Genomic DNA, 23,655 nt, shown 5'->3' with positions numbered 1-23,655 from the left:
CGGCATCGTCGACGATCAGCGAACCCGCAGCGCCCGCGGATCCGGCGGGCGAGGCAGCGGAGAAGTCCGGTTTCCATCTGCGGTTGAGCAATTTCGAGGGCCCGTTCGACCTGCTGCTCCAGCTGATCTCGCAACGCCGTCTCGATGTGACCGAGGTGGCGCTGCACAAGGTCACCGACGAGTTCATCGCCTACACCAAGGCGTTGACCGCCGCGTTGAACCAATCGGGCAATACGCTGCGCACGGACAAGATACTGGATCAGACCACCGAGTTCTTGGTGGTGGCGGCGACCCTGCTGGATCTGAAGGCGGCACGGCTGCTGCCGTCGGGTGAGGTGACCGACCCGGACGATCTGGAGTTGCTCGATGCCCGGGATCTGCTGTTCGCCCGGCTGTTGCAGTATCGGGCGTTCAAGCAGGTCGCCGAGTTGCTCGGGGAACTGGAGGCGGCCGCGCTGCGCCGGTATCCGCGCAGTGTCGGTGTGGAGGAGCGGTTCGCGAGTCTGCTGCCGGAGGTCGACCTCGGGGTGGACGCGGCCGGTTTCGCCGAGATCGCGGCGGCGGCGTTCCGGCCGCGGCCGGTGCCGACCGTGGGCCTGGACCATCTGCACGCGCATACGATATCGGTGGCGGAGCAGGCGACGCTCGTGCTGGCACGGCTGCGCGCCCGGGGCGTGGGGGTATGGACCACGTTCGCCGAGCTGGTGGCCGATTGCGCGGCGCCGATCCAGATCGTGGCGCGGTTCCTGGCGTTGCTCGAGCTGTATCGGGGTAAGACGATCGAGTTCGACCAGCCCGACCCGCTGGGCCCGCTCGCCGTGCGCTGGATCGGTGACGACGGGGACGGCGGCGCCGAGCCGGTGGCCATAGAAGAGGACTACGGGTGAGCGAGCCGGCCCGGAGGCGGACGTGCGGAACGGCCGCGCGGGAGTCCGCACGCATCCGCGGGAGGACAGAGCATGAGCGGGTCGGGACCGAAAGGCGGGAGCGCAGCGTGACCACATCGGGTTCCCGCGCATACGCGGAGGACAGAGCATGACCGAGGCTGTGACCGATATCGCGCCCGAGCCGTTGGACGACGACGAATTCCGGGCGGCGCTCGAGGCGTTGCTGCTCGTGGTGGACACTCCGGCGCCGGTGGAGCAGCTGGCCACCGCTCTGGACGAGGCCCCACAGCGGGTGGAGCGCACCCTGCGGGAGATGTCGGCGGAACTGGCCGCCCGGCGCAGCGGAATCGATCTGCGTTTCGCCGGGGACGGGTGGCGCTTCTATACTCGCAGCGAGTACGCACCATATGTGGAGCGTATGTTGCTCGACGGCGCCCGGTCTAAGTTGACCCGGGCGGCTCTGGAGACGCTGGCGGTGGTGGCATACCGTCAGCCGGTGACCCGGGCTCGGGTCAGCGCGGTGCGCGGTGTCAACGTCGACGGTGTGATGCGCACCCTGCTGGCCAGGGGATTGATCACCGAGGCGGGCACCGACCCGGAAACCAACGGCACGCTGTACGGCACCACCGAACTGTTCCTGGAACGGATCGGATTGGCGTCGCTGAGCGATCTGCCGCCATTGGCGCCCCTGTTGCCGGGGGTGGACCTGATCGATGAGATCAACGACAGTCTGGAGACGGACCCCCGCTACACCAGGCTGCGAAAACCCGCCGAGGAGAATCTGAACCTCGGCGCCGAGGATTGACAGGAAAACGTGAAGACACCCGCTCGCCGTGATGGCATACCGGATCGTAGGAAAAGTGGCGACCAGGCCGGCCGGGCCGGTCGCGGCCGCGGCGCCCCCCGTACCGGGGACGCTCGCCGCGGTGACAGTGATACACCCCGTACCGGCCGTGCCGGGGGACCGCGCAGTACCGAACGGGGCGCCCGCAGTGACCAGCTGCCGCGTTCCGGGCGTCCCGCAAGTGCGGAATCGTCGTCCGGCGGACGCGGCGCCCGCACCGCCGGTGGTCGCGGTGACTTCGCGACCCCGGGCCGGGCGGGTTCGGCCGGGACGGGCCGCGGCGGCCCCGCGGGATCGGCCCGGACCGGATCGGCAGGCGCGGGCCGCGGTGGTTCCGCGGGGACGGGCCGTGGCGGCTCGACGGCGGGCCGAAGTGGCGCCGCCGGATCGCGGGCCGGTGGCCGCCCGGGCGGCGGTACGGCCCGTAAGACCCAGAGCGCCCGTTCCGGGAGCGGCGCCCCGCAGCTGAACAATGCGAAACCGGCCCGGCATCAGCATGTGGAATCGGGTGAATCCGGTCACGAGAAGTTGCCCTGGGGCGAGGGCGAACGGCTGCAGAAGGTGCTGGCCAAGGCCGGGGTCGCCTCGCGCCGGGCGGCCGAGGAGATGATCGAGCAGGGTCGCGTCGAGGTCAACGGCCTCATCGTGCGTGAGCAGGGCCTGCGCATCGATCCGGAGAACGCCGTGGTGCGGGTGGACGGGACCCGGGTGGTGGTGCGCGAGGAACTGGTGCACCTGGCCCTGAACAAGCCCAAGGGCTGGCAGTCCACCATGTCCGACGATCTGGGCCGGCCCTGTGTCGGCGATATCGTCGCCGAGCGGGTCGCGGCCGGACAGCGGCTGTTCCATGTCGGCCGGTTGGACGCCGATACCGAGGGGTTGCTGCTGCTCACCAATGACGGTGACCTCGCGCACCGGCTGATGCACCCCTCCTACGAGGTGTCCAAGACCTACCTGGCGACCGTGCAGGGCGAAGTGCACCGTTCGATCGGCAAGATCCTGCGCGAGGGCGTGGAACTCGACGACGGACCGGCCAAGGTGGACCGCTTTCAGGTGCTCGAGGTCGACGCGGGACGTTCCCTGGTGAAATTGGTGTTGCACGAGGGGCGCAAACATATCGTGCGGCGGCTGCTGGACGCGGTCGGGCATCCGGTGACCAGGCTCGTCCGCACCCATATCGGCCCGGTCGTCCTGAACGACCAACGTCCGGGCACGCTGCGCGTGCTGGGGCGCGATGAAATCGGCAAACTCTACGAGGCGGTGTCTTTGTGAACGGTGTGGAAGCTCCGGTGGGGGTCGTCGTGGATCCGGCCCGCGACCGGTCCCTGGTCGTCGCGATGGACGGTCCCTCGGGGACCGGGAAGTCCAGTGTGTCGCGGCGACTGGCGGTACGGCTTTCGGCCCGCTACCTCGATACCGGCGCCATGTACCGGGTCGCCACGCTGCAGGTGCTGCGTGCGGGGGTCGACCCGGCGGATCCCGCCGCGGTGGCCGCGACGGTCACCGATATGCCGTTGCGGATCGGTACCGATCCCGAACGGGAACTGATCGAACTCGACGGCGTCGATGTGCGTACCGAAATCCGCGGAGCCGAGGTCACCGCGGCGGTTTCGGCCGTTTCGGCGGTGCCGGAGGTCCGGGAGCAACTGGTGGCGCTGCAGCGGGAGATCGCGGTGAGTGCGGGCCGGATCGTGGTCGAGGGCCGCGATATCGGTACCACCGTCCTGCCCGACGCCGACGCCAAGATCTATCTGACCGCGTCCGCGCAGGCGCGCGCCCATCGCCGTAATCAGCAGAACATCGCCGAGGGCCGTGGGGACGACTATGCCGGGGTGCTCGCCGATGTGGAACGCCGTGACCGCCTCGATTCGACGCGCGCGGTGTCGCCGCTGCGGCGGGCCGAGGACGCGGTGCAGGTCGACACCAGCGAACTGACCATGGACGAAACCATCGAGGAGCTGTACCGCGAGGTCGGCCGGCAGTTGGACCGGCCGCGGGATCGTGCCGCGGCGCGCAGCCGGGGAGTCGCCAGATGAGCGAGGACACCGTGAGTGACGTACTCGCCGGCGACGGCGTCTGGAGCGACGAATCGGATTGGGAGCTCACCGATCTCGCCGGTGACGCCGAGGCCGCCGAGCATGTGCCGATGCCCACCCTGGCCGTGGTCGGACGCCCGAATGTCGGTAAATCGACGCTGGTCAACCGCATTCTGGGCCGCCGCGAAGCCGTGGTCGAGGATGTGCCCGGGGTGACCCGGGACCGGGTCTCCTACGAGGCCAACTGGGCGGGCCGCCGTTTCTGGGTGCAGGACACCGGCGGCTGGGAACCGGATGCCAAGGGACTGCAGCAGTCGGTGGCGCGGCAGGCCGAACTCGCCATGAACACCGCCGATGCCATTGTGCTGGTGGTCGACGCGGTGGTCGGCGCGACCGCCACCGACGAGGCCGCGGTGAAGGTGCTGCGGCGGGCGAAGACGCCGGTCATCCTGGTCGCCAACAAGGTCGACGACCAGCGTCTGGAGGCCGATGCGGCCGCGCTGTGGTCGCTGGGGCTGGGGGAGCCGCGAATGGTCTCCGCCGCGCACGGCCGCGGGACCGGTGACCTGCTCGACGATGTGCTCGACGTGCTGCCGGAGACACCGCGGGAACTCGGCGGGCCCGGTGGCGGGCCGCGCCGGGTGGCGCTGGTCGGGAAACCGAACGTCGGTAAATCGAGCCTGCTGAACAAGCTGAGCGGTGATGAGCGGTCGGTGGTGCACGATATCGCCGGCACCACGGTCGATCCGGTCGATTCGCTGGTGGAACTGGGCGGCAAGGTCTGGCGTTTCGTCGATACCGCGGGGCTGCGGCGCAAGGTCGCCAATGCCAGCGGTACCGAGTTCTACGCCTCGTTGCGCACCAAATCGGCGCTGGAGGCTTCCGAGGTGGCGATCATGCTGATCGACGCCGCACAGCCCATCACCGAACAGGACCTGCGGGTGATCAGCCTGGTCGCCGACTCCGGGCGGGCCCTGGTGCTGGCGTTCAACAAATGGGATCTGGTGGACGAGGACCGCCGCCTCCAACTCGAGCGCGAGGTGGATCGCGATCTGGTGCGGGTGCCGTGGGCGCAGCGGGTCAATATCTCCGCGCAGACGGGCCGGGCGGTGCAGAAGCTCGTCCCGGCCATGGAGACCGCGCTGGAATCCTGGGACAAACGGATTTCGACGGGCCGCTTGAACACCTGGTTGAAAGAGGTGGTCGCCGCGACACCGCCGCCCATGCGTGGTGGGCGGCTGCCCCGGGTGCTGTTCGCCACCCAGGCCACCACCAGGCCACCGACCTTCGTCCTGTTCACCACCGGGTTCCTGGAGGCCGGCTATCGCCGGTTCCTGGAGCGGCGGCTGCGGGAGGAGTTCGGGTTCGACGGGTCGCCGGTGCGGATCTCGATCCGGATCCGGGAGAAGCGCGCCAAGAAGTGAACTCCGGTGCTCACCCGCCGCCACGGCGGGTGAGCACCGGAGTTTCCGGCCGGTGCCGTAGGTCCGGCCACTACCGCGGGGATGCGCGCCAGCGGTCGCGCCGGGAGAGGGTGTCGGCCAGTGGTAGCTCGTGCCGCGCTGCGTATCCGCGGCGGGCCCGGAGTGCGGCGCGGGTGCGTGGACGGAACTTCCGTTTCCGGCCGTAGCCGTCGTATCGCTTACCGGCGCTCACGACTGCCGCGACCACCGACCGCGTAGCGCGGTCGTTCCATCCGGATATGGCGAAGTCCGGTCCGGCACAATACATTTCTAATCCACAACGCGGGCAACCGTACCGCACGGCCGAACGCGGATCTGTCCCGGGCCGCCGACTCCGGCGTTTCTGCGATATCCGGCACGCGGGGCAGCCGTAGTGCGTCCGGTACCGGTACGACCTGTCGTCGCACATCCGACGAAGGTAGCGCGCCCGCGCCGGTGGACGCATCGGAATATGCTCCGGGAAGCCGGGCGGGTCCGGTTCCGTCCCGGGGCGGATACAGAGGGAGACATTCATGGTCAGTCGCCGCGCCCGGGCGCTGTCGGTGTTCCTGCGGCTCACCCGCCAACGCGGTATGGCGACCGCGGAGAAGGCCCGGGTCGCCATGGCCGAACCCGCCGGCCCCCACACCCCGCCGCGGCGGCTGCGGCGCCGGCACCGGGTCGAAAACCGCCTCGTCGACGGCTTCCCCTGCTACCGCGTGACGCCCCGGACGGCGCCGGAATCCGGGAAAGTCGTGCTCTATCTGCACGGCGGTAGCTTCTTCCGGGAGATCAGCTGGTGGCATTGGCGGTTCATCGATCGGCTCGTCACGGCCGGGCACCGGGTCGAGGTGCCGATCTATCCGCTGGCGCCGCGGTACACCTACCGGTCGGCGCGGCCGTATCTGCTCGCGGTGTATCGGGAGGTGATCGGTGCGGTGGAGCCCGGGCGGGTGGTACTCGCCGGAGATTCCGCCGGTGGCACCCTGGCGCTGCTGCTCGCCCAGGCACTGCCGGACGCCGGACTGCCCGGCCCGGCGCGGCTGATCCTGTTCGCGCCGTGTCTCGATATGCGCTTGTCCGCACCGGAGATCGACCGGGTGCAGGCGGACGACCCGTGGCTGGCGCGCCCCGGTCTGCTCGAGGCGGGACGCGTCTGGGCCGGCGGGGACGATCTCGGGCTGCCGGAGCTCAGCCCGATCAACGGTCCGGTGGACGGGCTACCGGAAACGAATCTCTTCGTCGGTACGCACGACATCCTGTACCCCGACGCGCGCGCGTTCGCCGAACGCGCCGGCGCGCGCGTGCGTCTCATCGCCGAACGCGGCCTCTTCCATGTGTATCCGCTCGCTCCGGTCCCCGAGGCGCGTCCCGTGGTGAAAGCGGTCCTGACCACCCTGGACGACCTGTGAGCGATCGTTCCGGAAGCCGTCGCCGGGGCGTGACGCGGCGCCCGCGGACGCGGAAACACCGGGCCGCCCGGGGAACTCGTGAACAGCCTGTGAACGCCCACGGAATTCGGTTGATTCGACCGTGACGATGCATCGCGGAGCAAAGGCCGGTACCGTACCCGGGCGTGACTACTTGTCTGCCATCGAATCACCCGAGGCGGGAGCCGTAATGACTGTCGAACCGCCACTCGAGGACGATGTCACGCAACTGGCTCAGCGCGTCGAACACGCCCGGGGCCGGCTGGCCTACCAGTTCGACCCCGCCCTCACCGAGGCACTGTCGGAAACGGAGCTACGCGCCGAACGTGATCTCGCCGAGCGCATCCGCGAACAGGAGCGCGGGCAGCGCTGGAAGGAGATCCAAGCGGTCGCCTCGGCCAACGATCGGGCCAGGCAGACCACCGAGCAGATCGAGAAGGCGGATATGCGCGACCTCTTGCTCGCCCGTAAAGCCATCGCCGCTCAGCGCCGGGAGTCCAGCCCGCACGCCAAACTCGCGTCGCTGTACCGGCATCGATCCTGGTCGTTGCGTGCGCTGGCCGGGGTGGTCGGTGCGGGGATGCTCTGGTCGGCCGTCAACGTGCAGCAGAACATCGCCCCCACCGGTGCGTCCGATCCGCTGTTCTGGTTCAGCTATCTGCTGGAAGCGATGATCAGTGTCTGTCTGATCATCATCATGATCGGCACCAACAAGGTCGCCGAGTGGGGGGTGATCAACAACCGGAAACAGGTGGCCGCCGCCGAGATCGCGCTGCTCGCGCTGACCGTCGGACTGAACACCTACCCCTATCTGAGAGTCGGTGAATGGTACGACGCCGCCGTGCACGCGGTCGCCCCGGTGATGATCGGTGTCGCGCTGCTCATCCACGACGCGGCGAGCAGTCGCTACGGTATGGCGATCCTGCGGGCCACCGAACAGGTCCGGGTGCTGCCCGACCCCGCGGATCAGATCCGCAACAGCCTGCCCCGGGTGAGCCTGCGCCTCGATCACGCGAAGCTGGCGACCGAACTCCCGGCGGTCCAGTCCGAGCCGAAACCGGCTGCGCTGGAGCCGGGCGGTACGAAGACAGCGGGTTCCGCATCGAGTGGTTCGGCCTTCCGGCCGGACGGCAAGGGCGGTGATACGGGAAAACGCCGGTCGGGGGATCTGGCGGAGGTCACTTCCGGGTTGATCGGGCGGACCAGTTCGCTGCTCGATGAGATGGCCGCCAATTCGCCCCTGTTCGAAGGGGACTCGGCCACGCCGAAAACCGCCGATACCACCGACAAACTTCCGGTGACCAAACCCAAGAAACTCTCGGGGTTGAAGGGTTCCTCCGACGGCGCCAAGAACGGTTCCGGGGAGAGCAAGGGCAAGATGTCCGGGGACAAGGAGACCGACGAGTTCCTCGACGTCGTCCGCTCCTCGGACGGCTACGACACCGGACAGTTCCGGGTCGCCGATATCCTCGAGCAGGAGCTCGCCGACCTCCAGGCGGAGCGCCGCCGCGCCCGTTCCGGCCGCGCCCGCAGCACCACAACCAACGGGGCCTGAGCCCGGCGGTGACCCGTGGTGGCACGGGTCACCGCCGGCGCCGCTGCCGGAGCGCAGCGTGACCGTGGTGGAGACGGTGCCGAGCCCAACCGGCGCATCGTCGACCGGTTGCGGATGCCCACCGGGCCGCAGGTGCCGGTCGCGCCGGTCGACGCGGTCGTCCGGGAATGGCGGAAGCAGGCCGACCGGGTAAACACTCCCGTGGCCCGGCGCCTGGATATCGCCCGGCCCCGCCCCGCGCCGATGGCGTCTTCGCGGCCGCTGAGGCAGAACCCGCCCGGACACCGTGGCGGTGCGGTTGTATGGAGGGATGGATTCAGCGACCCTCGCCGATCGGCTCGAGATCACCGATCTGCTCACCCGCTACGCCACCGCCGTCGACAGCAAGGACTGGGCGCTGTACCGCACAGTGTTCACTGCCGATGCGCAGATCGACTACAGCACGGCCGGTGGCCCGGTCGGCGATCTCGACACCGTGGTGGCCCGGCTGACCGAACAGCTGAACCTGTTCTCCCGCACCCAGCATTTCATCTCCAATATCGCGGTCGACCTCGACGGCGACACCGCGAAGGTGCGGGCGATGTTCTTCAACCCGATGATCGTGTCCCCGGGCAAACAGTTCACCTGCGGCGGCTGGTACAACCACGATCTGATCCGGACTTCCGACGGCTGGCGCAGCACCCGGCTGCTCGAGGAAGCGGCCTGGTTCGACGGTATCGAGGCCGCGTTCGCGCAGTAGGCGGCCCGGTCATCCGGTCAACGCGGTTTCGCTGCGCTCGCGCACGCGCGTCTGCCGCGGATGCAGTTCGTATACCGCGAAGGCCGAGCGGATAACCGGTTGGGCGACATTGCGGACGCGGATACCGCCGGGTGTGGTGCCGCGTTCGCACCCGGCGTGGGCGTGCCCGTGCAGCGCCAGATCCGCCCGGTGGGTGTCGATGGGCTCACCGAGCAGGTAGGAACCCAGAAACGGGTAGATCTCCCGCGGTTCACCGTGCAGGGTGTCGCTGACGGGGGAGTAGTGGGTGAGGACCGCCGTGACATCGGTGTCCAGCTCGGCCAGCGCGGTATCGAGCCGGGTGGCCAACTCCACGGTGTGCCCGGCGAACTCGCGCATCAGGTGTTCGCCGAACACGCTGGCGCATTTCCCGGCGAACCCGCCGCCGAAGCCCTTCGTTCCCGCGACGCCCAGCGTGCGATCGCCGATCGTGACCGTGGTGGCGCTGCCCTCCAGGACCGTAATCCCGGCCGCGGCCAGCATCTCGGTGATCTCGTCGGAGAGATCGCTGTGATAATCGTGGTTGCCGAGGACCGCGATGACCGGGACGCCGACATCGGCGAATTCCGTGGCCACCACCTCGGCTTCGGGCAGGGTCCCGTGATTGGTCAGATCACCGGCCAACAGCAGAACATCGGCGTGGTCCGGTAGGCCGCGTAGCGCGGGACGCATCAGGCCCCGCGAATCGGTCCCCAGATGGACATCCCCCACAGCGGCGATCCGCATCGGTGCACTCCCTTCCGCCCGGTGTCAGTCACCGAGGTCCTCGCATTCGCCCGGTCCGGGCGTCGCGGTCACGTGTACGTCGTTGTGGATCTGTGCGTCCGGGGCGATCTCGTGCACCACGTCCTCGAGTCGGCGACGCCGCTCCGCGGTACCCACTTCGCCGTCGAGTACCACCACATCGCCCCGGATCCGCACCCGCACACCCTGTTCGGCGCAGCGCGGATCCTCGGTCAACGCCCGGTGTAGTTCGGCGGCCAGGTACTCCGGTGGCCGGCCGGGCGGACGGTTCTGGGTTTCCGACATCTATCCGGCCTTTCCTGAGGTTCGATCATCGGTCCGGGTGTCGGCGATGCCGAGATCGTCGATCAACCCGAGGAACGCCCGCGCGTAGGGCGAATGTTCGGTCTGGGCGCGCACCGACGGCCAGTCCACCTGTTCGCGCAGATCGCGGGAGATACGCAAGAGCGGGCTCAGGTCCAGCCGATGGGCGTCGAAGACCAGCAGTTTGTCGACCAGCAGATCGGTGCCGTGCACCACCGGCGCCATCGTCGGCCCGACCCGCATGATCTCCGCCCGGGCCAGCAGGGCGTCGTCGACCTCGCGGTTGTTGGGCCGGTGGATGATGTCGATGAGGGTGTCCCCGTCGTAGGCCTTGGTGAGCCAATCCTCGGCCGCGTCGGCGATACGCAGGCCCGCCCGGGCCAGTTCGCTGCGCGCCCGGCCGCTGTCGGCGGGTTTGACGAAGAGATCGACATCGTGGTCCGAGGGTGGTCCGCCCCGGGCGTAGACCGCGCAACCACCCGCCACGGCGAAGGGGACGTCGTGGTGCGTCAGCGCATTCGCGGCTCGCGTCAGCGCATGCAGCAACTGCTGATGGGTCGGAGCCATGCGGGGCGGCTACCCGGAAACGGCACCGCCAATCAGCTCACGATTGTGATCACCAGGCCCACCGCCACCACCACGAACACGGCGACCAGGGCGATTGCCAGTACCACCGCCAGGATTCCGGTCGGGGGGAAGTGATGCCGCGTGGCCGGCTCCTCCGCCGACAACCCGGAGGTCTGCGGAGTATCGGGCGGTGTGGAGCCCGGGGGGACTCCGCCGCCCGGTTCCAGATCAGGGGTTTCGGCGGGGTCGGGATCCATGGACGCCATACCCTCTACCTCCCTTCTCGATCATTTGCGGAGCGCCGGGCCCGGCGGCGATGGCTCGTATCGCACAGCGGGTAGCTCCCGGAACGTTTGCAGGTACACAGCGCGACCAGGAAGCGGTCGGCGAGCAGGTGGTCACCGTCCGGGGTGATCACCTCCAGCGGGCCCTCGACCAGAGCCGGACCTTCGGCGGTGAAGGTGATCCGGCGTACCGGATTCGCCGCGTCCGATGGGACGGGGGCCGGTTCGGGCCGGGGGCCGGAGGCGCCGTCCGCCGCCGCCTCGTCGTCCGCGGCGGCGGGGTCGGCGTGGCGGATCGCGGCGAGCAACTCGTCGGGACCGGCCGGTGCGTCAGCGGGTTCGGTCGGCACGGATCACCACCAGTTCCTCGTGCTCTTGTTCGGGCTGGATCAGGCCGCGTTCCCGCAGCCACTCCACCCGGCTGCGCATCACCGGCCCGAACGGGATGACGGTGCGGGCCACCACCGTCGCCTTCAGTCCACCCGCACGCAACCGGGTGAGCGTGGCGGCGATACCCGAGACCGCGGAGTGCACGATCAGCGCGGTACCGCCGATGGCGAGCGACTGCGGCATCATCTCGCACAAGGGGTCCAGCAGATGGCGGCCGTGCCAGCCGGCGTCCCAGGCGCGCGCGGGGCCGTCCTCGGGCGGATGGGTTTCGCTGGGTACATACGGTGGATTGGCGACCACCACGTCGAATGTGCGGCCCTCCACCACCCGGGTGACGTCTCCGCACAGCAGCTCCAGCCGCACCCCGTACAGCCGGCTGTTGAACCAGGCCGAAGCGAGCGCGGCGCGCGACAGGTCCACCGCGGTGACGGCCCCCGCCCCCGACCGGGCAGCGTGGATCGCCAGCGCACCGGTTCCGGTGCACGCGTCGAGTACCTGCGCGCCGCGCGGCAGGGCCGCGTCGGTCATCGCCCGGGCGAGTAGCCGGGTATCCGGCTGGGGACGGTAGACGCCGGGAACACTGACGAACACCGGACTCACCGCGCCGTCGTCCGCAGCGAGCTCTCGCCCGCGCGCCAGCGGTCGAGCATCTGGTCCGCGCACCGGTCCTCGAGCAGATCGGTCGCCTGGATTCCGAAGACCACCGACTCGGCCAGTCCGGGCTCGCGGGCCAGCAGGTCGTCGAGTACCTCGCGGCGCACGACCTGTTCGTGGACGGCGTCGGCGGTCACGTGCTCGCTGTAGAACCGGACGCAGTCCGGGTGGGCGGAGAACCGCCGCAGCGCCTCGACCATCAGTTTCGAGGCCGGTGAGGAGGTGATCTCCACCGCCGCGAAATGGCCCACCACCGCGCCCCGCAGCGAACGATGCAGGCCGAACAGCGACATCATGTCGACCAGGGCGAGCATGGAGGCGGGGACGATGTCCAGATAGTGCAGGTAGCCGTCGGCCAGACCCGCGCCGCGCAGCAGATCGGCGTAGAGCCGGGCGTGAATGCGATCCCCGTGGCCGCCGCCGAACTCGTCGAACTCGATCGCCACCAATCCGGCCTTCGCCCGGCCGCGCAGGCGGGGGATCACCCAGGCGACCGGATCGGCCTCCTTGTGGTGGTAGATCGAGCGCTGGACGAAATACTCGCGCATCTCCCACCAGGAACCGTCGTCGCGGAGCCGGCCCGGGACACCGCCGGCCACGGGCACGGTGAGCAATCGATCCAGTTCCGCGGTGACATCGGCACCTCCGGGCACCTCGGCGCGCAGGGTGGCGAGGAACCGGCGCTCGAGTTCCGCGCGCATCCGCAACAGTCCCGGATCCCACTCCCAATCGGCGTCCACGCCACGGAAGCCCTGATAGTGCAGCTCATAGCAGGTATGCAGGGTCAGCTGGAAATCGTCACCGTAAGGATCGAGATCGTCGGGGACCTCGGGTACCGGCCGTCCGGGTGGGTCCCGCAGCAGCGTCAGCACGGCCGCCGACAGCGGGCCGCGGGCCACGGGGATCGGGGGCGCGCCGACGGCGGTTTCGCGCGGGGTGAGTGTTTCGACCATGGTTCGCCTTTCGCAGGCATCATCGAACTTCGAATCCCTGGGAGGGCAGCGGGACGCGCTGCGCGTTACTCGGCCGGATAGGGCGCTCCGCGCAGTGCTCGGGCGAGATGCGCCGCATTCCGGGCGGCAGTCGCGTTGGTGGAGGCGACCGCGCGGGGGACCTCGTCCAGATCCAGATAGTCGACGCCGCTCATGGCCGCACCGTTCCAGTAGGTGCCGCCCTGCGCGGGCAGGGTGTAGCCGATATCGTTCAGGCCCTGGAACAGGTCGGCGGTGATCTTGTGGGCGCCGTCCTCGTTGCCGACCACCGCCGTCAGCGCGACCTTGCCGAACATGGCGGGCCGCCCCGCGTCGTCGGTTTCCGACAGCTCGGCATCCAGTCTTTCCAGCACGCGCTGCGCCACCGACGACATATGGCCCACCCAGGTCGGGGTCGCGAAGAGCAGAATGTCCGCACCGGTGACGCGGGCCCGGACCGCGGGCCATTCGTCGCCGTCGCCCTCGTCGGCGCTGACGCCCGGACGGATATCGTGGTCGACGACCCGGATCACTTCGCCCGTCACATCGTGCTTCGCGAGTTCGTCGAGCACCTGCCGGGCCAGCAGATCGCTACTGGATTCGGCAGGCGAGCTCTTCAGCGAGCACACCAGTGCCACCGCGGTCAGAGAAGCCATTCCGGAAACCTCCGCCCCTGTTCGGTCGACCGGTCCGATCCGGCCCTGTGCCTGTGCGCAATAGCCGGTGGCACGGGGGATAAACATCTCCATCCGGCCGCGCGGCGGCGCCGGCGACCGGATATGCCCGGGCCGACGGCGGTGTACACCGCCGGCCGACCGTGCCAAAATAGTCGACAGGTTGAAAACATGCAGCCGATCCCGGTACCGCGTATCTCTCGGTGCCCGGGCTCGATGAGCGGGACCGGCTCCCGTTCCGATATCCGCCCGTAGCGCGTACGCCAACCGGAAATCCCCACCAGCAAGGGATGGGATTGATATGTCGGTTACCACCGCCCGGTGCCAGGTCGATCAGCAACGCAAGCGCGACCCGCGACCGGTGACCACCGGCCGTATGTGGTCGCGACGCAGCACCGAGCACCCCGAATGCGTGATCGCCCGCGTCGAAGGCGAGTTGGATGCCGTACTACACGAAGAACTGCGCGCCCTGCTCGAACGGTGCCGGGGCGGTCTGTGCCGCGCCGTGGTGCTGGACCTGCGCGCCACCACCTTCATGAGCATTCGCGCGGCCGTCATCCTCGCCGAAGCCAAGGCCGCCGCGTGGCGGGCCGGGGTCGAACTGCGGGTGGTCAGCGGCCGGAAGGAAGTGGAGCGGGCACTCGAGGTCGCCGGTGTGCGGCCGCAGTTCCAGTTTTTCCCGAGTCTGAACAGCGCGCTCACGAGCTGACCCACAGCCCGCGCTCACTCCCCGCCCCGGCCGCTCGAGCGGCCGGGGCGGTCGCTTTCCGGGCGGGAGCGGTCGATACTCGAGCCGTGTCGCGAGAAGACGGCGTTGTCGCCGAAGGATTACTGGACTCGATCGGGAGCGTTTCGCAGTGTGCGGGCGCCTTCCGGTTCTGGTTCGCCGACCAACGCTGGGAGTGGTCGGAAGCCGTCGCCGAGATGCACGGTTACCCGTCGGCGCCGATGATGCCCAGCACCGAGCTGCTGCTCGGCCACAAGCATCCCGACGACCGCGCCCAGGTGGCGAACGCTCTCGCGAAATCGGTGGCCGAGGGGGCACCGTTCTGCAGCAGGCACCGCATCGTCGACCTCGCCGGGGAGACCAAGCACGTCATCGTGGTGGCCGATGTGATGACCGACGAACAGGGTGCCGTGATCGGTTCCGCGGGCTACTACATCGACCTCACCGAAACTTTGGCCGAGGAGCGGGAGGAGGCTTTGCAGGACACGCTGCCGGGCCTTTACGCGGCACGAGCGGTGATCGAGCAGGCCAAGGGCGCGTTGATGGTGGTGTACGGGCTCAGCGCCGACCAGGCGTTCCGGGTGCTGATCTGGCGCTCCCAGGAGACCAACACCAAACTCCGGGAGCTGGCCGCGCGGTTGGTCGCCGAGCTGCCCACGGTGAACTACGCCGCGCCTGCACTGCGCACCGAATTCGATCATCTGCTGCTGACCGTCCACGAGCGGATCGACCGCACGTGAACTGGGCGGGGTTTCGGCGATTCCGGCCGGGGTATGCGCGCATGTGACAATCAGGCCGACATCCGAGGAAAGAGAACCGCGGCGTCACCGACGGTCACGGGCACCGACGGGGCCCGGCGGGCGCCCCCCGCCCGCCGGGGCGCGGGCGGTAGGAACGAGGTGGTGATGCGCATGGGGGAGAGTGTCTCCGATTCCGTGTATACGACATCGGCGGATACGACGGTGGGCGTTCGGATTCCGGCCCGGCAGGAGCAGCTGGTGATGTTGCGCGCGCTGGCCGAGACCGTATCGCTGATCGCCGATTTCGGTCTGGACGAGGTGACCGATATCCGGCTCGCCCTCGATGAGGTGGCTACGTCGTTGATTGCGGCAGCTGTTCCCGATTCGAGTCTGACCTGCGATTTCGATTACGACGAGCATCGCATGACAGTGCGCGTAACCTCGATCTCGGAGGTCGACTCGCTCCGCGATCAGGAGGGATTCGGCTGGCATATCGTGCGGACGCTGACCCGCTCGGTCAGCGTGGAACAGCATCCCTACGACGTGGCGAGTGGTGGTTACCCGACCGATGTCGAGTTCAGCTGGTTCCGAGGAGGCGCCGATGGCGCGTGAAGGTATACGGGCGGACCCCGGGCCTTCGCGCCGCCACCGCGGCCATGACAGTTACGACAATATCGAGCCGTTGTTCGGCAAAGCGGTCGCCCTCGCCGAGGGCGACCCTGCCCGTGCGGAGCTGCGCGTGGAGATCATGCGACGGTGTCTGCCGCTGGCCGAGCACATCGCCCGGAAGTTCTCCGGGCGCGGTGAGAACTACGACGATCTGCTCCAGGTGGCCCGGCTGGGCCTGGTGAACGCGGTGGACCGCTTCGACGTCTCGCGTGGTTCGTCGTTCCTGTCCTTCGCCGTCCCGACCATCATGGGCGAGGTCCGCCGGCATTTCCGCGACAACACCTGGTCGGTCCGGGTGCCGCGGCGAGTGAAGGAACTGCAGCTCAACCTGGGCCCCACCATCGAGATCCTCGCGCAGCGGCTGGGGCGGGTGCCGCGGGCCAAGGAGATCGCCGCCGAACTCGAGATCGATGTGGTGGAGGTGACCCAGGCCCTCATCGCCGGTAACGCCTACCAGGCGTCCTCGCTGGACGCGCCCGCCACGGGGGATGACGGCGACAGTTCGGCATTGCCGCTGGTGGAATCGCTGGGTGCCGATGAGCCGTCCTACGGCTGGCTGGAGGACTATCTGGCGATCGAACCCCTGCTCGACGAGTTGTCCGAGCGGGAGCGCCAAGTGCTGCGGATGCGGTTCTTCGAATCCCGCACCCAGTCGCAGATCGCGGAGGAACTGGGAGTGTCACAGATGCACATCTCGCGGATACTCTCGCGCACTCTCGGCTGGCTGCGGGAGCAGGCGCTGCGCGACTGACCGGCGCGCCCGGCCCGGTGGCCGGAGCGGATCAGTGGGTTGCCGCCGGATCCGTCCGGCCGGCGGGAGCGCGGGAGAGGAGGCCGCGGACGAAAGCGGCCTGGCCCGCGTGCTGGAGGTCGTCGGCGATCACACTGACCAGGCGTACGCCCATGGTGACCGGCGGATCCCAGTTCGTATCCACGATCGCGTCGAGGTCCCGGTCGTCCAGCGCGGCCACGAACCGGGCCGTGCGCGTGTGCACGGCGTCGTGGTATCCGGTGAGCAGTTCGGGCGGGGCGCTGATCAGCGCCACCTCGGCGGGAGTGTCGCCGTACCCGGTGGCGTCCCGGTCGATCGGCAGGTCGAAGCGCTCGAACCAGCCGCGGCCCGTCCACAGCGATTCGGTGCCCTGCAATTCCGCCAGGTGCTCGTCCTGTACCCGCGTGAGATGCCAGACCAGCCACGCGATGGAATTGGCCGCCGGATCGAGACGGTGCGTCAGGGCCTGCTCGTCGAGTCCGTCCACCGCTTCGTGGACCACCTCGCGGATTCGATCGAAGGCATCGGTGAGTAGATCGGCACTGTTCATTGCTGTCTCCGTCGCTACTGGATAGCGCGGCAACGCCGGCGCGGCGGGCCGGGTACCGCGAGCTGTCGTCCGGTATCGGCGCAGTACCACGATCCGGGCCGCGCAAACGGGAGGCCGGCGTGGCGAGAAAGTAGAACATGTTCTTGCCGCGCTCGGGTCGCCGTGCCATGGTGACTCCATGGATCTGCAGGCACTCGAACTTCTCCGCGGCCTCAAGTATCGGTACTTCCGCACTCTGGATCTGAAGCAGTGGGACGATTTCGCCGCCACGCTGGATCCGGAGATCGAAGCCCGCTACGGCACCCACGCCATGGGCAAGGAGCTCACCCTCGACGGACGCGACGCGGTGGTCGGGTTCATGCGCGAGAACATGGGCCCCGGCATCGTCACCACCCATGTGGCCAATCATCCGGAGATCACCGTCGACGGCGACACCGCGACCGGTAGCTGGCTGTTCGAGGACACGGTGCTGGCCACGGATTTCGGTGTGCTGATCCGCGGCGCCGGGTACTACACCGATCGTTATCGGCGCGGCGCCGACGGGATCTGGCGTATCCACGCCACATCCTACGTGCGGATCTACGAATCCTCGCAGTCGCTGGCCGATACCCCCAGCCATACGTTGCTCAGCAATATGTGGGCGACCGGCACGAACTGAGCCCGGTCAGGGCACCAGGACCGCGCGGCCCCGGATCCTGCCCTGTTCGAGCAGTTCGTAGGCGTGCGCGCCCTCCTCGAGCGGGAACTGCCGGGTGCGCGCGGCGATCCGGCCTTCCCGGGCCAGCGCGATACTGTCGATGAGATCGCGTTTGGTGCCGCCGTAGGATTTGCGCACCGTCGCGCCCCACGGCAGCCCCGGGCCGCCCGCGGGGCCCGCGGTGATACCGGGATCGCCCTCGCCCAACCCGATCATCCGGTAGGCCCCGTTGGGCCCGACCGATTCGACCGAGAGCTTCGCCGTCGCGTCCACGCCGACGAAGTCGAATACCGCTTCCGCGCCGCGGCCGCCGGTCATGGCGAGGATCCGGGCCGCGGTGTCCGCGTCGGCCGCGAGGCCCTCGTGCGCGCCGCATTCCGCCGCCAGCTCGAGTTTGTCCGGATCGGTGTCCACCGCGATCACCCGCACCGGGGTGATCGCCCGCAGGATCTGGATGCCGACATGGCCGAGCCCGCCGGCTCCGATCACCACCGCCGTGGCCCCGGGGTAGAGCTGATCGCGGGCGCCGCGGATGGCGTGGTAGCTGGTGAGCGCGGCGTCGGCCAGCGGTGCCGCGGCGACGAAGTCCATATCGCCGATGGGTACGAAGGAGTTGGCCGGAACGGCCACGTACTCGGCCATACCGCCGTCGGGTCCGAGTCCGGGACAGGGCGGCATGGCGACCCGCCCGGCCGCCCGGCACACATTCTCGTTACCGCTCGCGCACTCCGCGCAGTGCCCACACGACCAGCACAGATACACCACACCGCGTTCGCCGGTCGTCCGCCCGGCCACCTGTTCGCCGACCGCGGCGATGGTGCCGGCGATCTCGTGGCCGAGGGTCAGCGGGTCCGCACGAACCTTGAAGGGGAGATGGAGGACATGCAGGTCGGAGTGGCAGATCCCGGAGGCGCCCACCCGGATCAGCAGCTCGCCCGGACCCGGTTCAGGGGTCGGGACCTCACGTATCTCCAGGGTGCCGGGTTCGGTGAGTTGCAGCGCTCTCATGGGGTGTCCTCCCGCTCCGGCCGACTATGGCGTGCCTCACAAACTAGGCCGCTGCGCGGCGGGCTGACAAGAGTTGATTTTTATTGACACCTGTCAAATTCGTGCCTAGGGTCCCTGTGACCGGTATCACCCGGCGCGTCGGCCACTGCGCCGGCGTTGTGCTCGAGGAGGTCGTATGCCCGAACCCACCGTCGCCGTCATCGGAGCGGGTATCAGCGGTTTGACCACCGGAAAGATGCTGGGCGACTACGGTGTTCCGTACACCTGCTTCGAAGCCTCCGACCGCATCGGCGGAAACTGGGCGTTCGGCAATCCGAACGGACACTCCAGCGCATACCGCTCGCTGCATATCGACACCTCGAAGTACCAGCTCTCCTTCCGGGACTATCCGATGCCGGAGTCCTACCCCGACTTCCCGCACCACACCCTCATCAAGGAGTACCTGGAGGGCTATGCCGCGGCCTTCGACCTGAAGCGCGCCATCGAATTCGGCACCGCCGTCGAGCACGCCCGCCCGGCCGCGGGCGGCGGCTGGGATATCGAGACCGGGGCCGGTGACACCCGCCGGTTCGATCTGCTCGTGGTCGCCAACGGGCACCACTGGGATCCGCGTTTCCCGGACTTCCCCGGTGAGTTCACCGGAGAATCCATCCACTCCCACTCCTATATCGATCCGCGTACCCCGCTGGATCTGTACGGCAAGCGCATCCTGATCGTCGGTATCGGTAACAGTGCCGCCGATATCGCGGTCGAGTTGTCCTCGCGCAGTACGGAGAACGAGGTGTGGCTGTCGACCCGGTCGAGCGCGTGGGTGGTGCCCAAGTATTTCGCCGGTACGCCGGCCGACCGCTATTTCCGCACCGTGCCCTATGTGCCGCTGTCCTGGCAGCGCAAGATCACCCAGATCTTCACGCCGCTCGTCTCCGGCGATCCGGTGAAATACGGTCTGCCCGCGCCGAACCACAAATTCTTCGAGGCCCATCCCACCCAATCGGTGGAACTGCCGCTGCGGCTCGGCTCCGGTGATGTGGTCGCCAAACCCGATGTGAGCCGGTTGGACGGTGCCACGGTGCATTTCGAGGACGGGACGGCGAAGGATTTCGACGTCATCATCTACTGCACCGGCTACAACATCACCTTCCCGTTCTTCGACCCGGAATTCCTCAGCGCTCCGGGCAATCGGATCTCCCTGTACAAGCGCATATTCAAACCAGGTATCGACGATCTCGCCTTCGTGGGGTTCGCGCAGCCGTTTCCCACGCTGTTCCCGTTCGTCGAATGCCAGGCGCGGCTGGTGGCCGCATACGCGGCCGGACACTACCGCCCGCCGCCGGTGGCGATGATGCACCGGGTCATCGAAACCGATCGGCAGCGGTTCACCGGTCATGTGGTGGACCGGCCCCGGCATACCCAGCAGCTGGACTACTTCGTCTACGAACGGGACGTGCGGCTCACCGAACTACCCGCCGGCCTGCGCCGGGCCCGGGCGCGGGGTCCGGTTCCGCTGGGCCGGGCAGGATGACCACGCGGTCGCGCACCGACCGCCGGGCCCCGCAACGCGGCGATCGGCGGCGCAGCGCACTGCTGGCGGCCCTCGACGAGCTGTTGCGCGATAACGGTGGGCAGCTCGAAACCGTCAATATCGCCGAGATCTCCCGGCGTGCCGGGCTCACCAGATCCGCCTTCTACTTCTATTTCGAGAACAAGGCCGCGGCCGTGGCGGCCGCGCTGGAGGAAACCTACGAGGAAGTCTTCGCGCTCAACGATATTCTCGTCGGCCCGGGAGCACCGGCCGAGCGTATCGAGCGGGCCATCCGCGGACTCGTCGAGTTCTGGGATCGCCACCGCCATCTCTACGGCGCGGTGCTGGCCGCGCGTAATGCCCCGGGCGTGCGCGAGCTGTGGGAGTCCGACCGCCAGGCCTTCATCCCGTCCATCGCGGCCATGATCGACGCCGAACGCGCCGCCGGTCGCGCCCCGGCCGGCGGTGACGCCACCGCTGTCGCCGATGTGCTGCTCCTGCTCAACGAGCGCCTGCTCGAACGATTGACCTTCGATGTGGAACTGGACCGGGAACGCTACATCGAGTCGGTGGTCACCGTCTGGCTGCGGTCGATCTACGGCACCGGTCCCGCCGCACCCCTCACAGCGAGGAACGATTCATGACTCTGCGCGATACCCCGGGCCCGGCCGATACCACCGTGGCGGCCACCCTGACCTTCCGCTCCGGCGGCGCGGACTGTCACGCCTGGCATTTCCCCGCCACGTCCGCCGAGTTCGACGGCCCGTCCGGTCGCCCGGTCGCGGTCATGGCGCACGGTTTCGGCGGGACCAAGGATTCCGGACTCGAACCGTTCGCGCGGGCCTACGCCGCGGCCGGGATCGACGTCCTCGCCTTCGACTTCCGCTGTTTCGGCGCGAGTGGCGGACGGCCGCGCCAGCGGGTGCGGATGTCGGAGCAGCTGGCCGACTACCGGGCCGCGGTGCTGGCCGCCGCGCAACTACCGGGCGTGGACCCACGCCGGGTAGTGCTGTGGGGCGTGTCGCTGTCCGGCGGTCACGTATTCGCCGCCGGTGCCGCCGCGAGCGCCACACCTGCCGACTCGACCGCCGTCCGGGCCGCCCTCGCGGCGATCGTCTCGGTCACTCCGCTGGTAGACGGCCGGGCGGCGGGAGTCCTGGCGGCGCGGGAGAGCGGTATCGCGGGAGTACTGCGGGGAACGGCCGGCGGTGCCCGGGCCGGGCTGGCCGCGGCGTTCGGCAGTTCCGGGCTCATCCCGCTCGTCGGCCGGCCCGGGGAGCTCGCCGCGCTGACGTCGGACGGCTACTACGACTCCTACACCGCCCTCGCCGGACCCACCTGGCGCAATGAGATCGACGCGGGTGTGCTGTGGCAGCTCCCCGGGTATCGGCCCGCGCGGGCGGCTGCCGGGCTGAACCTGCCCGTCCTCGTGCAGATCGCCGATTTCGATCGCGGCGCACCGCCGCACGCCGCGGCACGGGCGGCGTTCGCGGCACGGGCCGAGGTACGCCATTACCCCTGCGACCACTTCGGTATCTGGCCGGGCAATCCGTTCTTCGAGTCCGCCGTGGCCCACCAGCTGCTGTTCCTGCGCCGGCATCTGGCGGCGGCGGCCGCATCCGACGATCGGCCCGCCGGGCCGGGGACCGGCCTGCGGTAGCGTTCGCGGCACCCCGGCGGTGTGCCACAGCACAAATTGCAGGCAGATAACACCAGTTGTGAATGCCCTTACGTTCACGACGATTCGGCATATCGTCGGGCGGGTAATACCCGGTGTCGGCGGTGGTTGTCGCGGCTGCCGGCCCCTGATCGATACACAGGAGCAGAATGAGTGCCAAAACCGAACTCGTCCGCGAACTGAACGGACCCACTGCCGCGTCGGAAATGCTCTCCGACTCCGAGATCGAGGATCTGCTCGGATTGTTCCGCAGTGCCCAGCAGCAGGAGAAGGACCTGCTCATCGAAGCTGTCAACGGAATGATCCGGTTCTTCCCCCCGCCGTTCCGGACGATCACCCGCCGGATCATGTTCGGGGACAAACTCGAAGGATGAGCGATCTGGTCACTCGCGCGCAGATGATCCTGCTCGCGCGCACGCTACACGTGCCTGTCGAACGTATCGCCTACCTCGAACGACTGGGCGCCGAACATCTGCACGAACTCGAGCAGCGGATGTCGGGCCGCATTTTCGAATACCACGGCGACATGTTCAAACGGATCGGGCGCCTGATCCCGATCATCCCGCTCACGGTGTCCCTGCCCCTGGTCCAGCGGATCGTGCCGCCCATGATGACCGGCCGCGCGGCCGGAGCGGTCGGCGTCGAATACCCTGATGCGGCCGCCGAGACGCTCACCATGCTCAAAACGGAGTATGCCGCGGACTGTACCCCGTACGTGGATCCCAAGGCACTCGGCGAACTGGGCGACATCATGGCCTCCGAGCCGTTGGTCGCCATCGTGAACGAGGTCCTGCGCCGTAAGGACCACATCACCGTCGGGCCGTTTCTCGAGTATGCCAAACCGAAATTCGTCGAGGCGGTCGAACACGGGACGCTCGACGACGAGGGCATCATCTTCTCCGCCGCCTACGCGTACTCCGCGCCCGCGATCAGCAATATACTGCGCCAGTTGCTGGACGGCCGGTCGAAACGGATTCCGCGAATGATGGAAACGGTGCTGGCCGGTTCGCCGGAATTGAAGGAGGCGGCGATCTCGGTGATGTCGCGGGCTTCCCGCGACGTGGTGTCCGAGATCGGGGATATCCTGCTCGCGATCGCCAGTCCGGAAGCGCTGGGCAAACTCGCCGCCCACGTCATCCAGAAGGGCGCGGCGCCGGAACTGATGACCTTCGTCTCGAAGCTCGGCCACCCGGCTCTGCAGCGGATGGCGATGAACCCGATCTTCGCCAATACCGCCGCGCTCACCGCGATCGTCGAATCCCTGGTCATCGCGTTCTACCCCGGGCCGTGGCGGGGTCTGCTGCTGCTGGCCGAACGCAGCCATCCCGATGTTCAGCGCTATATCGTCGGCCTGCTGGTGCGGATGCCGGTGGAACGGATCGCCGAGCTGCCGGAGATAGCCAACGCCGACGACCTCTGGCCGGAACTGCTCAGGCTGGTGGCCCTCGCCGATCACCCCTCGCAACGCCGGATCGGCGCGATCTGGGCGGGGTTGGCGGGGGAACGGCGTGCCGGGCTGCATCGGCGGATCGCCGAGCTCCGGCTGGACGCGCGACTGGCCGGGATCGTCGAGGAAGTGCCCAACATATCGGTGGAGGAGGTGTTCTACCAGCGTCGGCGACGTGGGCGGCGACGCGGCTCGACACCCGATAGCTGGAGCGTCGCCTGAGTGAGTGAGGGTTGCTGGGGCAATCGCCGGACCGCGCCTGGTTTCGGCGCGTCTACGGTGATTG

29 protein-coding genes are annotated in these 23,655 nt (G+C 68.7%); 18 read left to right on the top strand and 11 right to left on the bottom strand.

From position 1 onward, the window contains the following. Positions 1-14: 14 nt before the first annotated feature. From AB0H42_RS17010 to AB0H42_RS16975, 8 genes are all read left to right on the top strand, one after another. Positions 15-887, top strand: a complete 873-nt coding sequence (locus AB0H42_RS17010) for a segregation/condensation protein A (protein WP_357056517.1) — start codon at positions 15-17, stop codon at positions 885-887. 148 nt (positions 888-1,035) lie between these two features. Next, positions 1,036-1,692 carry an SMC-Scp complex subunit ScpB gene (gene scpB, locus AB0H42_RS17005; protein WP_357056451.1) on the top strand — a complete coding sequence of 219 codons (657 nt, stop codon included), beginning with the start codon at positions 1,036-1,038 and terminating at the stop codon, positions 1,690-1,692. 9 nt (positions 1,693-1,701) lie between these two features. Next, on the top strand, positions 1,702-3,003 hold the full coding sequence (locus AB0H42_RS17000) for a pseudouridine synthase (protein WP_357056448.1): 1,302 nt from the start codon (positions 1,702-1,704) through the stop codon (positions 3,001-3,003). Positions 3,004-3,068: 65 nt separating this feature from the next. After that, positions 3,069-3,767 (top strand): (d)CMP kinase, encoded by a 699-nt coding sequence (gene cmk, locus AB0H42_RS16995; protein ID WP_357056514.1) that lies wholly within the window; start codon positions 3,069-3,071, stop codon positions 3,765-3,767. After that, a complete protein-coding gene (der, locus tag AB0H42_RS16990; protein ID WP_357056445.1) occupies positions 3,764-5,191 on the top strand; it encodes a ribosome biogenesis GTPase Der in 1,428 nt (475 codons plus the stop codon). The genes cmk and der overlap by 4 nt, the downstream gene beginning before the upstream one ends. Positions 5,192-5,742: 551 nt before the next feature. Next, positions 5,743-6,621 carry an alpha/beta hydrolase gene (locus tag AB0H42_RS16985; RefSeq protein ID WP_357056442.1) on the top strand — a complete coding sequence of 293 codons (879 nt, stop codon included), beginning with the start codon at positions 5,743-5,745 and terminating at the stop codon, positions 6,619-6,621. Positions 6,622-6,829: 208 nt separating this feature from the next. Further along, entirely contained in the window at positions 6,830-8,194 is a 1,365-nt protein-coding gene (locus AB0H42_RS16980; RefSeq protein ID WP_357056439.1) for a hypothetical protein, read from the top strand. A gap of 310 nt (positions 8,195-8,504) precedes the next feature. Next, positions 8,505-8,933 carry a nuclear transport factor 2 family protein gene (locus AB0H42_RS16975; RefSeq protein ID WP_357056436.1) on the top strand — a complete coding sequence of 143 codons (429 nt, stop codon included), beginning with the start codon at positions 8,505-8,507 and terminating at the stop codon, positions 8,931-8,933. 9 nt (positions 8,934-8,942) lie between these two features. Here the strand turns inward: AB0H42_RS16975 and AB0H42_RS16970 are convergent, their stop codons facing one another. The 8 genes from AB0H42_RS16970 to AB0H42_RS16935 all read right to left on the bottom strand — a co-directional run bounded on the left by AB0H42_RS16970 (position 8,943) and on the right by AB0H42_RS16935 (position 13,541). After that, a complete protein-coding gene (locus tag AB0H42_RS16970) occupies positions 8,943-9,698 on the bottom strand; it encodes a metallophosphoesterase (protein ID WP_357056433.1) in 756 nt (251 codons plus the stop codon). A gap of 24 nt (positions 9,699-9,722) precedes the next feature. Then, positions 9,723-10,001, bottom strand: coding sequence for a BON domain-containing protein (locus tag AB0H42_RS16965; protein WP_030521240.1), 279 nt, complete (start codon positions 9,999-10,001; stop codon positions 9,723-9,725). Continuing rightward, positions 10,002-10,586, bottom strand: a complete 585-nt coding sequence (locus AB0H42_RS16960) for a hypothetical protein (RefSeq protein ID WP_030521239.1) — start codon at positions 10,584-10,586, stop codon at positions 10,002-10,004. 32 nt (positions 10,587-10,618) lie between these two features. Next, complete coding sequence (locus tag AB0H42_RS16955; RefSeq protein WP_357056430.1) at positions 10,619-10,852, bottom strand: DUF6480 family protein; 234 nt, start codon at positions 10,850-10,852, stop codon at positions 10,619-10,621. A gap of 5 nt (positions 10,853-10,857) precedes the next feature. After that, positions 10,858-11,220 (bottom strand): CDGSH iron-sulfur domain-containing protein, encoded by a 363-nt coding sequence (locus AB0H42_RS16950; RefSeq protein WP_357056427.1) that lies wholly within the window; start codon positions 11,218-11,220, stop codon positions 10,858-10,860. Beyond that, the gene (locus AB0H42_RS16945; RefSeq protein ID WP_357056424.1) at positions 11,201-11,851 is read right to left on the bottom strand and encodes a HemK2/MTQ2 family protein methyltransferase; all 651 of its coding nucleotides are present in this window, start codon (positions 11,849-11,851) and stop codon (positions 11,201-11,203) included. Before AB0H42_RS16945 ends, AB0H42_RS16950 begins: the two co-directional genes overlap by 20 nt. Positions 11,852-11,856: 5 nt before the next feature. Beyond that, complete coding sequence (locus tag AB0H42_RS16940; protein WP_357056421.1) at positions 11,857-12,867, bottom strand: iron-containing redox enzyme family protein; 1,011 nt, start codon at positions 12,865-12,867, stop codon at positions 11,857-11,859. 65 nt (positions 12,868-12,932) lie between these two features. Then, positions 12,933-13,541 carry an NAD(P)H-dependent oxidoreductase gene (locus AB0H42_RS16935; RefSeq protein ID WP_357056418.1) on the bottom strand — a complete coding sequence of 203 codons (609 nt, stop codon included), beginning with the start codon at positions 13,539-13,541 and terminating at the stop codon, positions 12,933-12,935. A 319-nt stretch (positions 13,542-13,860) separates the two neighbouring features. Here AB0H42_RS16935 and AB0H42_RS16930 point away from each other — a divergent pair, with 319 nt between their 5' ends. Further along, positions 13,861-14,268: an STAS domain-containing protein gene (locus tag AB0H42_RS16930; RefSeq protein WP_357056415.1), complete on the top strand. Its 408-nt coding sequence runs from the start codon at positions 13,861-13,863 to the stop codon at positions 14,266-14,268. An 86-nt stretch (positions 14,269-14,354) separates the two neighbouring features. Then, complete coding sequence (locus AB0H42_RS16925) at positions 14,355-15,026, top strand: PAS and ANTAR domain-containing protein (protein ID WP_357056413.1); 672 nt, start codon at positions 14,355-14,357, stop codon at positions 15,024-15,026. A gap of 50 nt (positions 15,027-15,076) precedes the next feature. On the opposite strand, the gene AB0H42_RS16920 is transcribed toward AB0H42_RS16925, so the two are convergent. Further along, positions 15,077-15,199, bottom strand: a complete 123-nt coding sequence (locus AB0H42_RS16920; RefSeq protein WP_357056411.1) for a hypothetical protein — start codon at positions 15,197-15,199, stop codon at positions 15,077-15,079. Positions 15,200-15,248: 49 nt separating this feature from the next. Between AB0H42_RS16920 and AB0H42_RS16915 the strand changes: the two genes are divergently transcribed. Together AB0H42_RS16915 and AB0H42_RS16910 are read left to right on the top strand one after the other, a co-directional pair. After that, positions 15,249-15,638 (top strand): ATP-binding protein, encoded by a 390-nt coding sequence (locus AB0H42_RS16915; RefSeq protein WP_245713293.1) that lies wholly within the window; start codon positions 15,249-15,251, stop codon positions 15,636-15,638. Beyond that, positions 15,628-16,446: an RNA polymerase sigma factor SigF gene (locus AB0H42_RS16910; RefSeq protein WP_357056408.1), complete on the top strand. Its 819-nt coding sequence runs from the start codon at positions 15,628-15,630 to the stop codon at positions 16,444-16,446. Before AB0H42_RS16915 ends, AB0H42_RS16910 begins: the two co-directional genes overlap by 11 nt. Before the next feature lie 31 nt (positions 16,447-16,477). On the opposite strand, the gene AB0H42_RS16905 is transcribed toward AB0H42_RS16910, so the two are convergent. Beyond that, complete coding sequence (locus tag AB0H42_RS16905; RefSeq protein ID WP_357056406.1) at positions 16,478-17,017, bottom strand: DUF664 domain-containing protein; 540 nt, start codon at positions 17,015-17,017, stop codon at positions 16,478-16,480. Positions 17,018-17,195: 178 nt separating this feature from the next. Here AB0H42_RS16905 and AB0H42_RS16900 point away from each other — a divergent pair, with 178 nt between their 5' ends. Beyond that, entirely contained in the window at positions 17,196-17,675 is a 480-nt protein-coding gene (locus AB0H42_RS16900; protein ID WP_357056404.1) for a nuclear transport factor 2 family protein, read from the top strand. Positions 17,676-17,681: 6 nt separating this feature from the next. Here AB0H42_RS16900 and AB0H42_RS16895 read toward each other — a convergent pair whose 3' ends face one another. Further along, positions 17,682-18,722, bottom strand: a complete 1,041-nt coding sequence (locus tag AB0H42_RS16895) for an NAD(P)-dependent alcohol dehydrogenase (RefSeq protein ID WP_357056401.1) — start codon at positions 18,720-18,722, stop codon at positions 17,682-17,684. A gap of 175 nt (positions 18,723-18,897) precedes the next feature. Between AB0H42_RS16895 and AB0H42_RS16890 the strand changes: the two genes are divergently transcribed. From AB0H42_RS16890 to AB0H42_RS16870, 5 genes are all read left to right on the top strand, one after another. Next, positions 18,898-20,244, top strand: a complete 1,347-nt coding sequence (locus tag AB0H42_RS16890; protein ID WP_357056398.1) for an NAD(P)-binding domain-containing protein — start codon at positions 18,898-18,900, stop codon at positions 20,242-20,244. Then, a complete protein-coding gene (locus AB0H42_RS16885; protein WP_357056396.1) occupies positions 20,241-20,888 on the top strand; it encodes a TetR/AcrR family transcriptional regulator in 648 nt (215 codons plus the stop codon). Before AB0H42_RS16890 ends, AB0H42_RS16885 begins: the two co-directional genes overlap by 4 nt. Beyond that, entirely contained in the window at positions 20,885-21,904 is a 1,020-nt protein-coding gene (locus AB0H42_RS16880) for an alpha/beta fold hydrolase (RefSeq protein ID WP_357056393.1), read from the top strand. Before AB0H42_RS16885 ends, AB0H42_RS16880 begins: the two co-directional genes overlap by 4 nt. A 167-nt stretch (positions 21,905-22,071) precedes the next feature. Next, positions 22,072-22,296 carry a hypothetical protein gene (locus AB0H42_RS16875; RefSeq protein WP_063035918.1) on the top strand — a complete coding sequence of 75 codons (225 nt, stop codon included), beginning with the start codon at positions 22,072-22,074 and terminating at the stop codon, positions 22,294-22,296. Further along, the gene (locus AB0H42_RS16870; RefSeq protein WP_357056390.1) at positions 22,293-23,591 is read left to right on the top strand and encodes a hypothetical protein; all 1,299 of its coding nucleotides are present in this window, start codon (positions 22,293-22,295) and stop codon (positions 23,589-23,591) included. Before AB0H42_RS16875 ends, AB0H42_RS16870 begins: the two co-directional genes overlap by 4 nt. Positions 23,592-23,655: the final 64 nt, after the last annotated feature.

The sequence above is a fragment of the Nocardia sp. NPDC050799 genome (assembly GCF_040654015.1).
In the GTDB taxonomy this organism is placed as follows: Bacteria; Actinomycetota; Actinomycetes; order Mycobacteriales; family Mycobacteriaceae; genus Nocardia.
The sequence above is the reverse complement of the archived record's forward strand: the minus strand, read 5'-3'. Positions and strand labels throughout refer to the sequence as shown.

Bases quoted from the DNA above. Each gene is read 5' to 3' on its own strand.
- AB0H42_RS16895 (WP_357056401.1), bottom strand. From the start codon at position 18,722: ATGAGAGCGCTGCAACTCACCGAACCCGGCACCCTGGAGATACGTGAG.
- AB0H42_RS16955 (WP_357056430.1), bottom strand. From the start codon at position 10,852: ATGGCGTCCATGGATCCCGACCCCGCCGAAACCCCTGATCTGGAACCG.
- AB0H42_RS16940 (WP_357056421.1), bottom strand. From the start codon at position 12,867: ATGGTCGAAACACTCACCCCGCGCGAAACCGCCGTCGGCGCGCCCCCG.
- AB0H42_RS16965 (WP_030521240.1), bottom strand. From the start codon at position 10,001: ATGTCGGAAACCCAGAACCGTCCGCCCGGCCGGCCACCGGAGTACCTG.
- AB0H42_RS16870 (WP_357056390.1), top strand. From the start codon at position 22,293: ATGAGCGATCTGGTCACTCGCGCGCAGATGATCCTGCTCGCGCGCACG.
- AB0H42_RS16980 (WP_357056439.1), top strand. From the start codon at position 6,830: ATGACTGTCGAACCGCCACTCGAGGACGATGTCACGCAACTGGCTCAG.
- AB0H42_RS16930 (WP_357056415.1), top strand. From the start codon at position 13,861: ATGTCGGTTACCACCGCCCGGTGCCAGGTCGATCAGCAACGCAAGCGC.
- cmk (WP_357056514.1), top strand. From the start codon at position 3,069: ATGGACGGTCCCTCGGGGACCGGGAAGTCCAGTGTGTCGCGGCGACTG.
- scpB (WP_357056451.1), top strand. From the start codon at position 1,036: ATGACCGAGGCTGTGACCGATATCGCGCCCGAGCCGTTGGACGACGAC.
- AB0H42_RS16985 (WP_357056442.1), top strand. From the start codon at position 5,743: ATGGTCAGTCGCCGCGCCCGGGCGCTGTCGGTGTTCCTGCGGCTCACC.
- AB0H42_RS16960 (WP_030521239.1), bottom strand. From the start codon at position 10,586: ATGGCTCCGACCCATCAGCAGTTGCTGCATGCGCTGACGCGAGCCGCG.
- AB0H42_RS16885 (WP_357056396.1), top strand. From the start codon at position 20,241: ATGACCACGCGGTCGCGCACCGACCGCCGGGCCCCGCAACGCGGCGAT.
- der (WP_357056445.1), top strand. From the start codon at position 3,764: ATGAGCGAGGACACCGTGAGTGACGTACTCGCCGGCGACGGCGTCTGG.
- AB0H42_RS16920 (WP_357056411.1), bottom strand. From the start codon at position 15,199: ATGCGCATCACCACCTCGTTCCTACCGCCCGCGCCCCGGCGGGCGGGG.
- AB0H42_RS16935 (WP_357056418.1), bottom strand. From the start codon at position 13,541: ATGGCTTCTCTGACCGCGGTGGCACTGGTGTGCTCGCTGAAGAGCTCG.
- AB0H42_RS16875 (WP_063035918.1), top strand. From the start codon at position 22,072: ATGAGTGCCAAAACCGAACTCGTCCGCGAACTGAACGGACCCACTGCC.
- AB0H42_RS16880 (WP_357056393.1), top strand. From the start codon at position 20,885: ATGACTCTGCGCGATACCCCGGGCCCGGCCGATACCACCGTGGCGGCC.
- AB0H42_RS16890 (WP_357056398.1), top strand. From the start codon at position 18,898: ATGCCCGAACCCACCGTCGCCGTCATCGGAGCGGGTATCAGCGGTTTG.
- AB0H42_RS16905 (WP_357056406.1), bottom strand. From the start codon at position 17,017: ATGAACAGTGCCGATCTACTCACCGATGCCTTCGATCGAATCCGCGAG.
- AB0H42_RS16970 (WP_357056433.1), bottom strand. From the start codon at position 9,698: ATGCGGATCGCCGCTGTGGGGGATGTCCATCTGGGGACCGATTCGCGG.
- AB0H42_RS16910 (WP_357056408.1), top strand. From the start codon at position 15,628: ATGGCGCGTGAAGGTATACGGGCGGACCCCGGGCCTTCGCGCCGCCAC.
- AB0H42_RS16975 (WP_357056436.1), top strand. From the start codon at position 8,505: ATGGATTCAGCGACCCTCGCCGATCGGCTCGAGATCACCGATCTGCTC.
- AB0H42_RS16900 (WP_357056404.1), top strand. From the start codon at position 17,196: ATGGATCTGCAGGCACTCGAACTTCTCCGCGGCCTCAAGTATCGGTAC.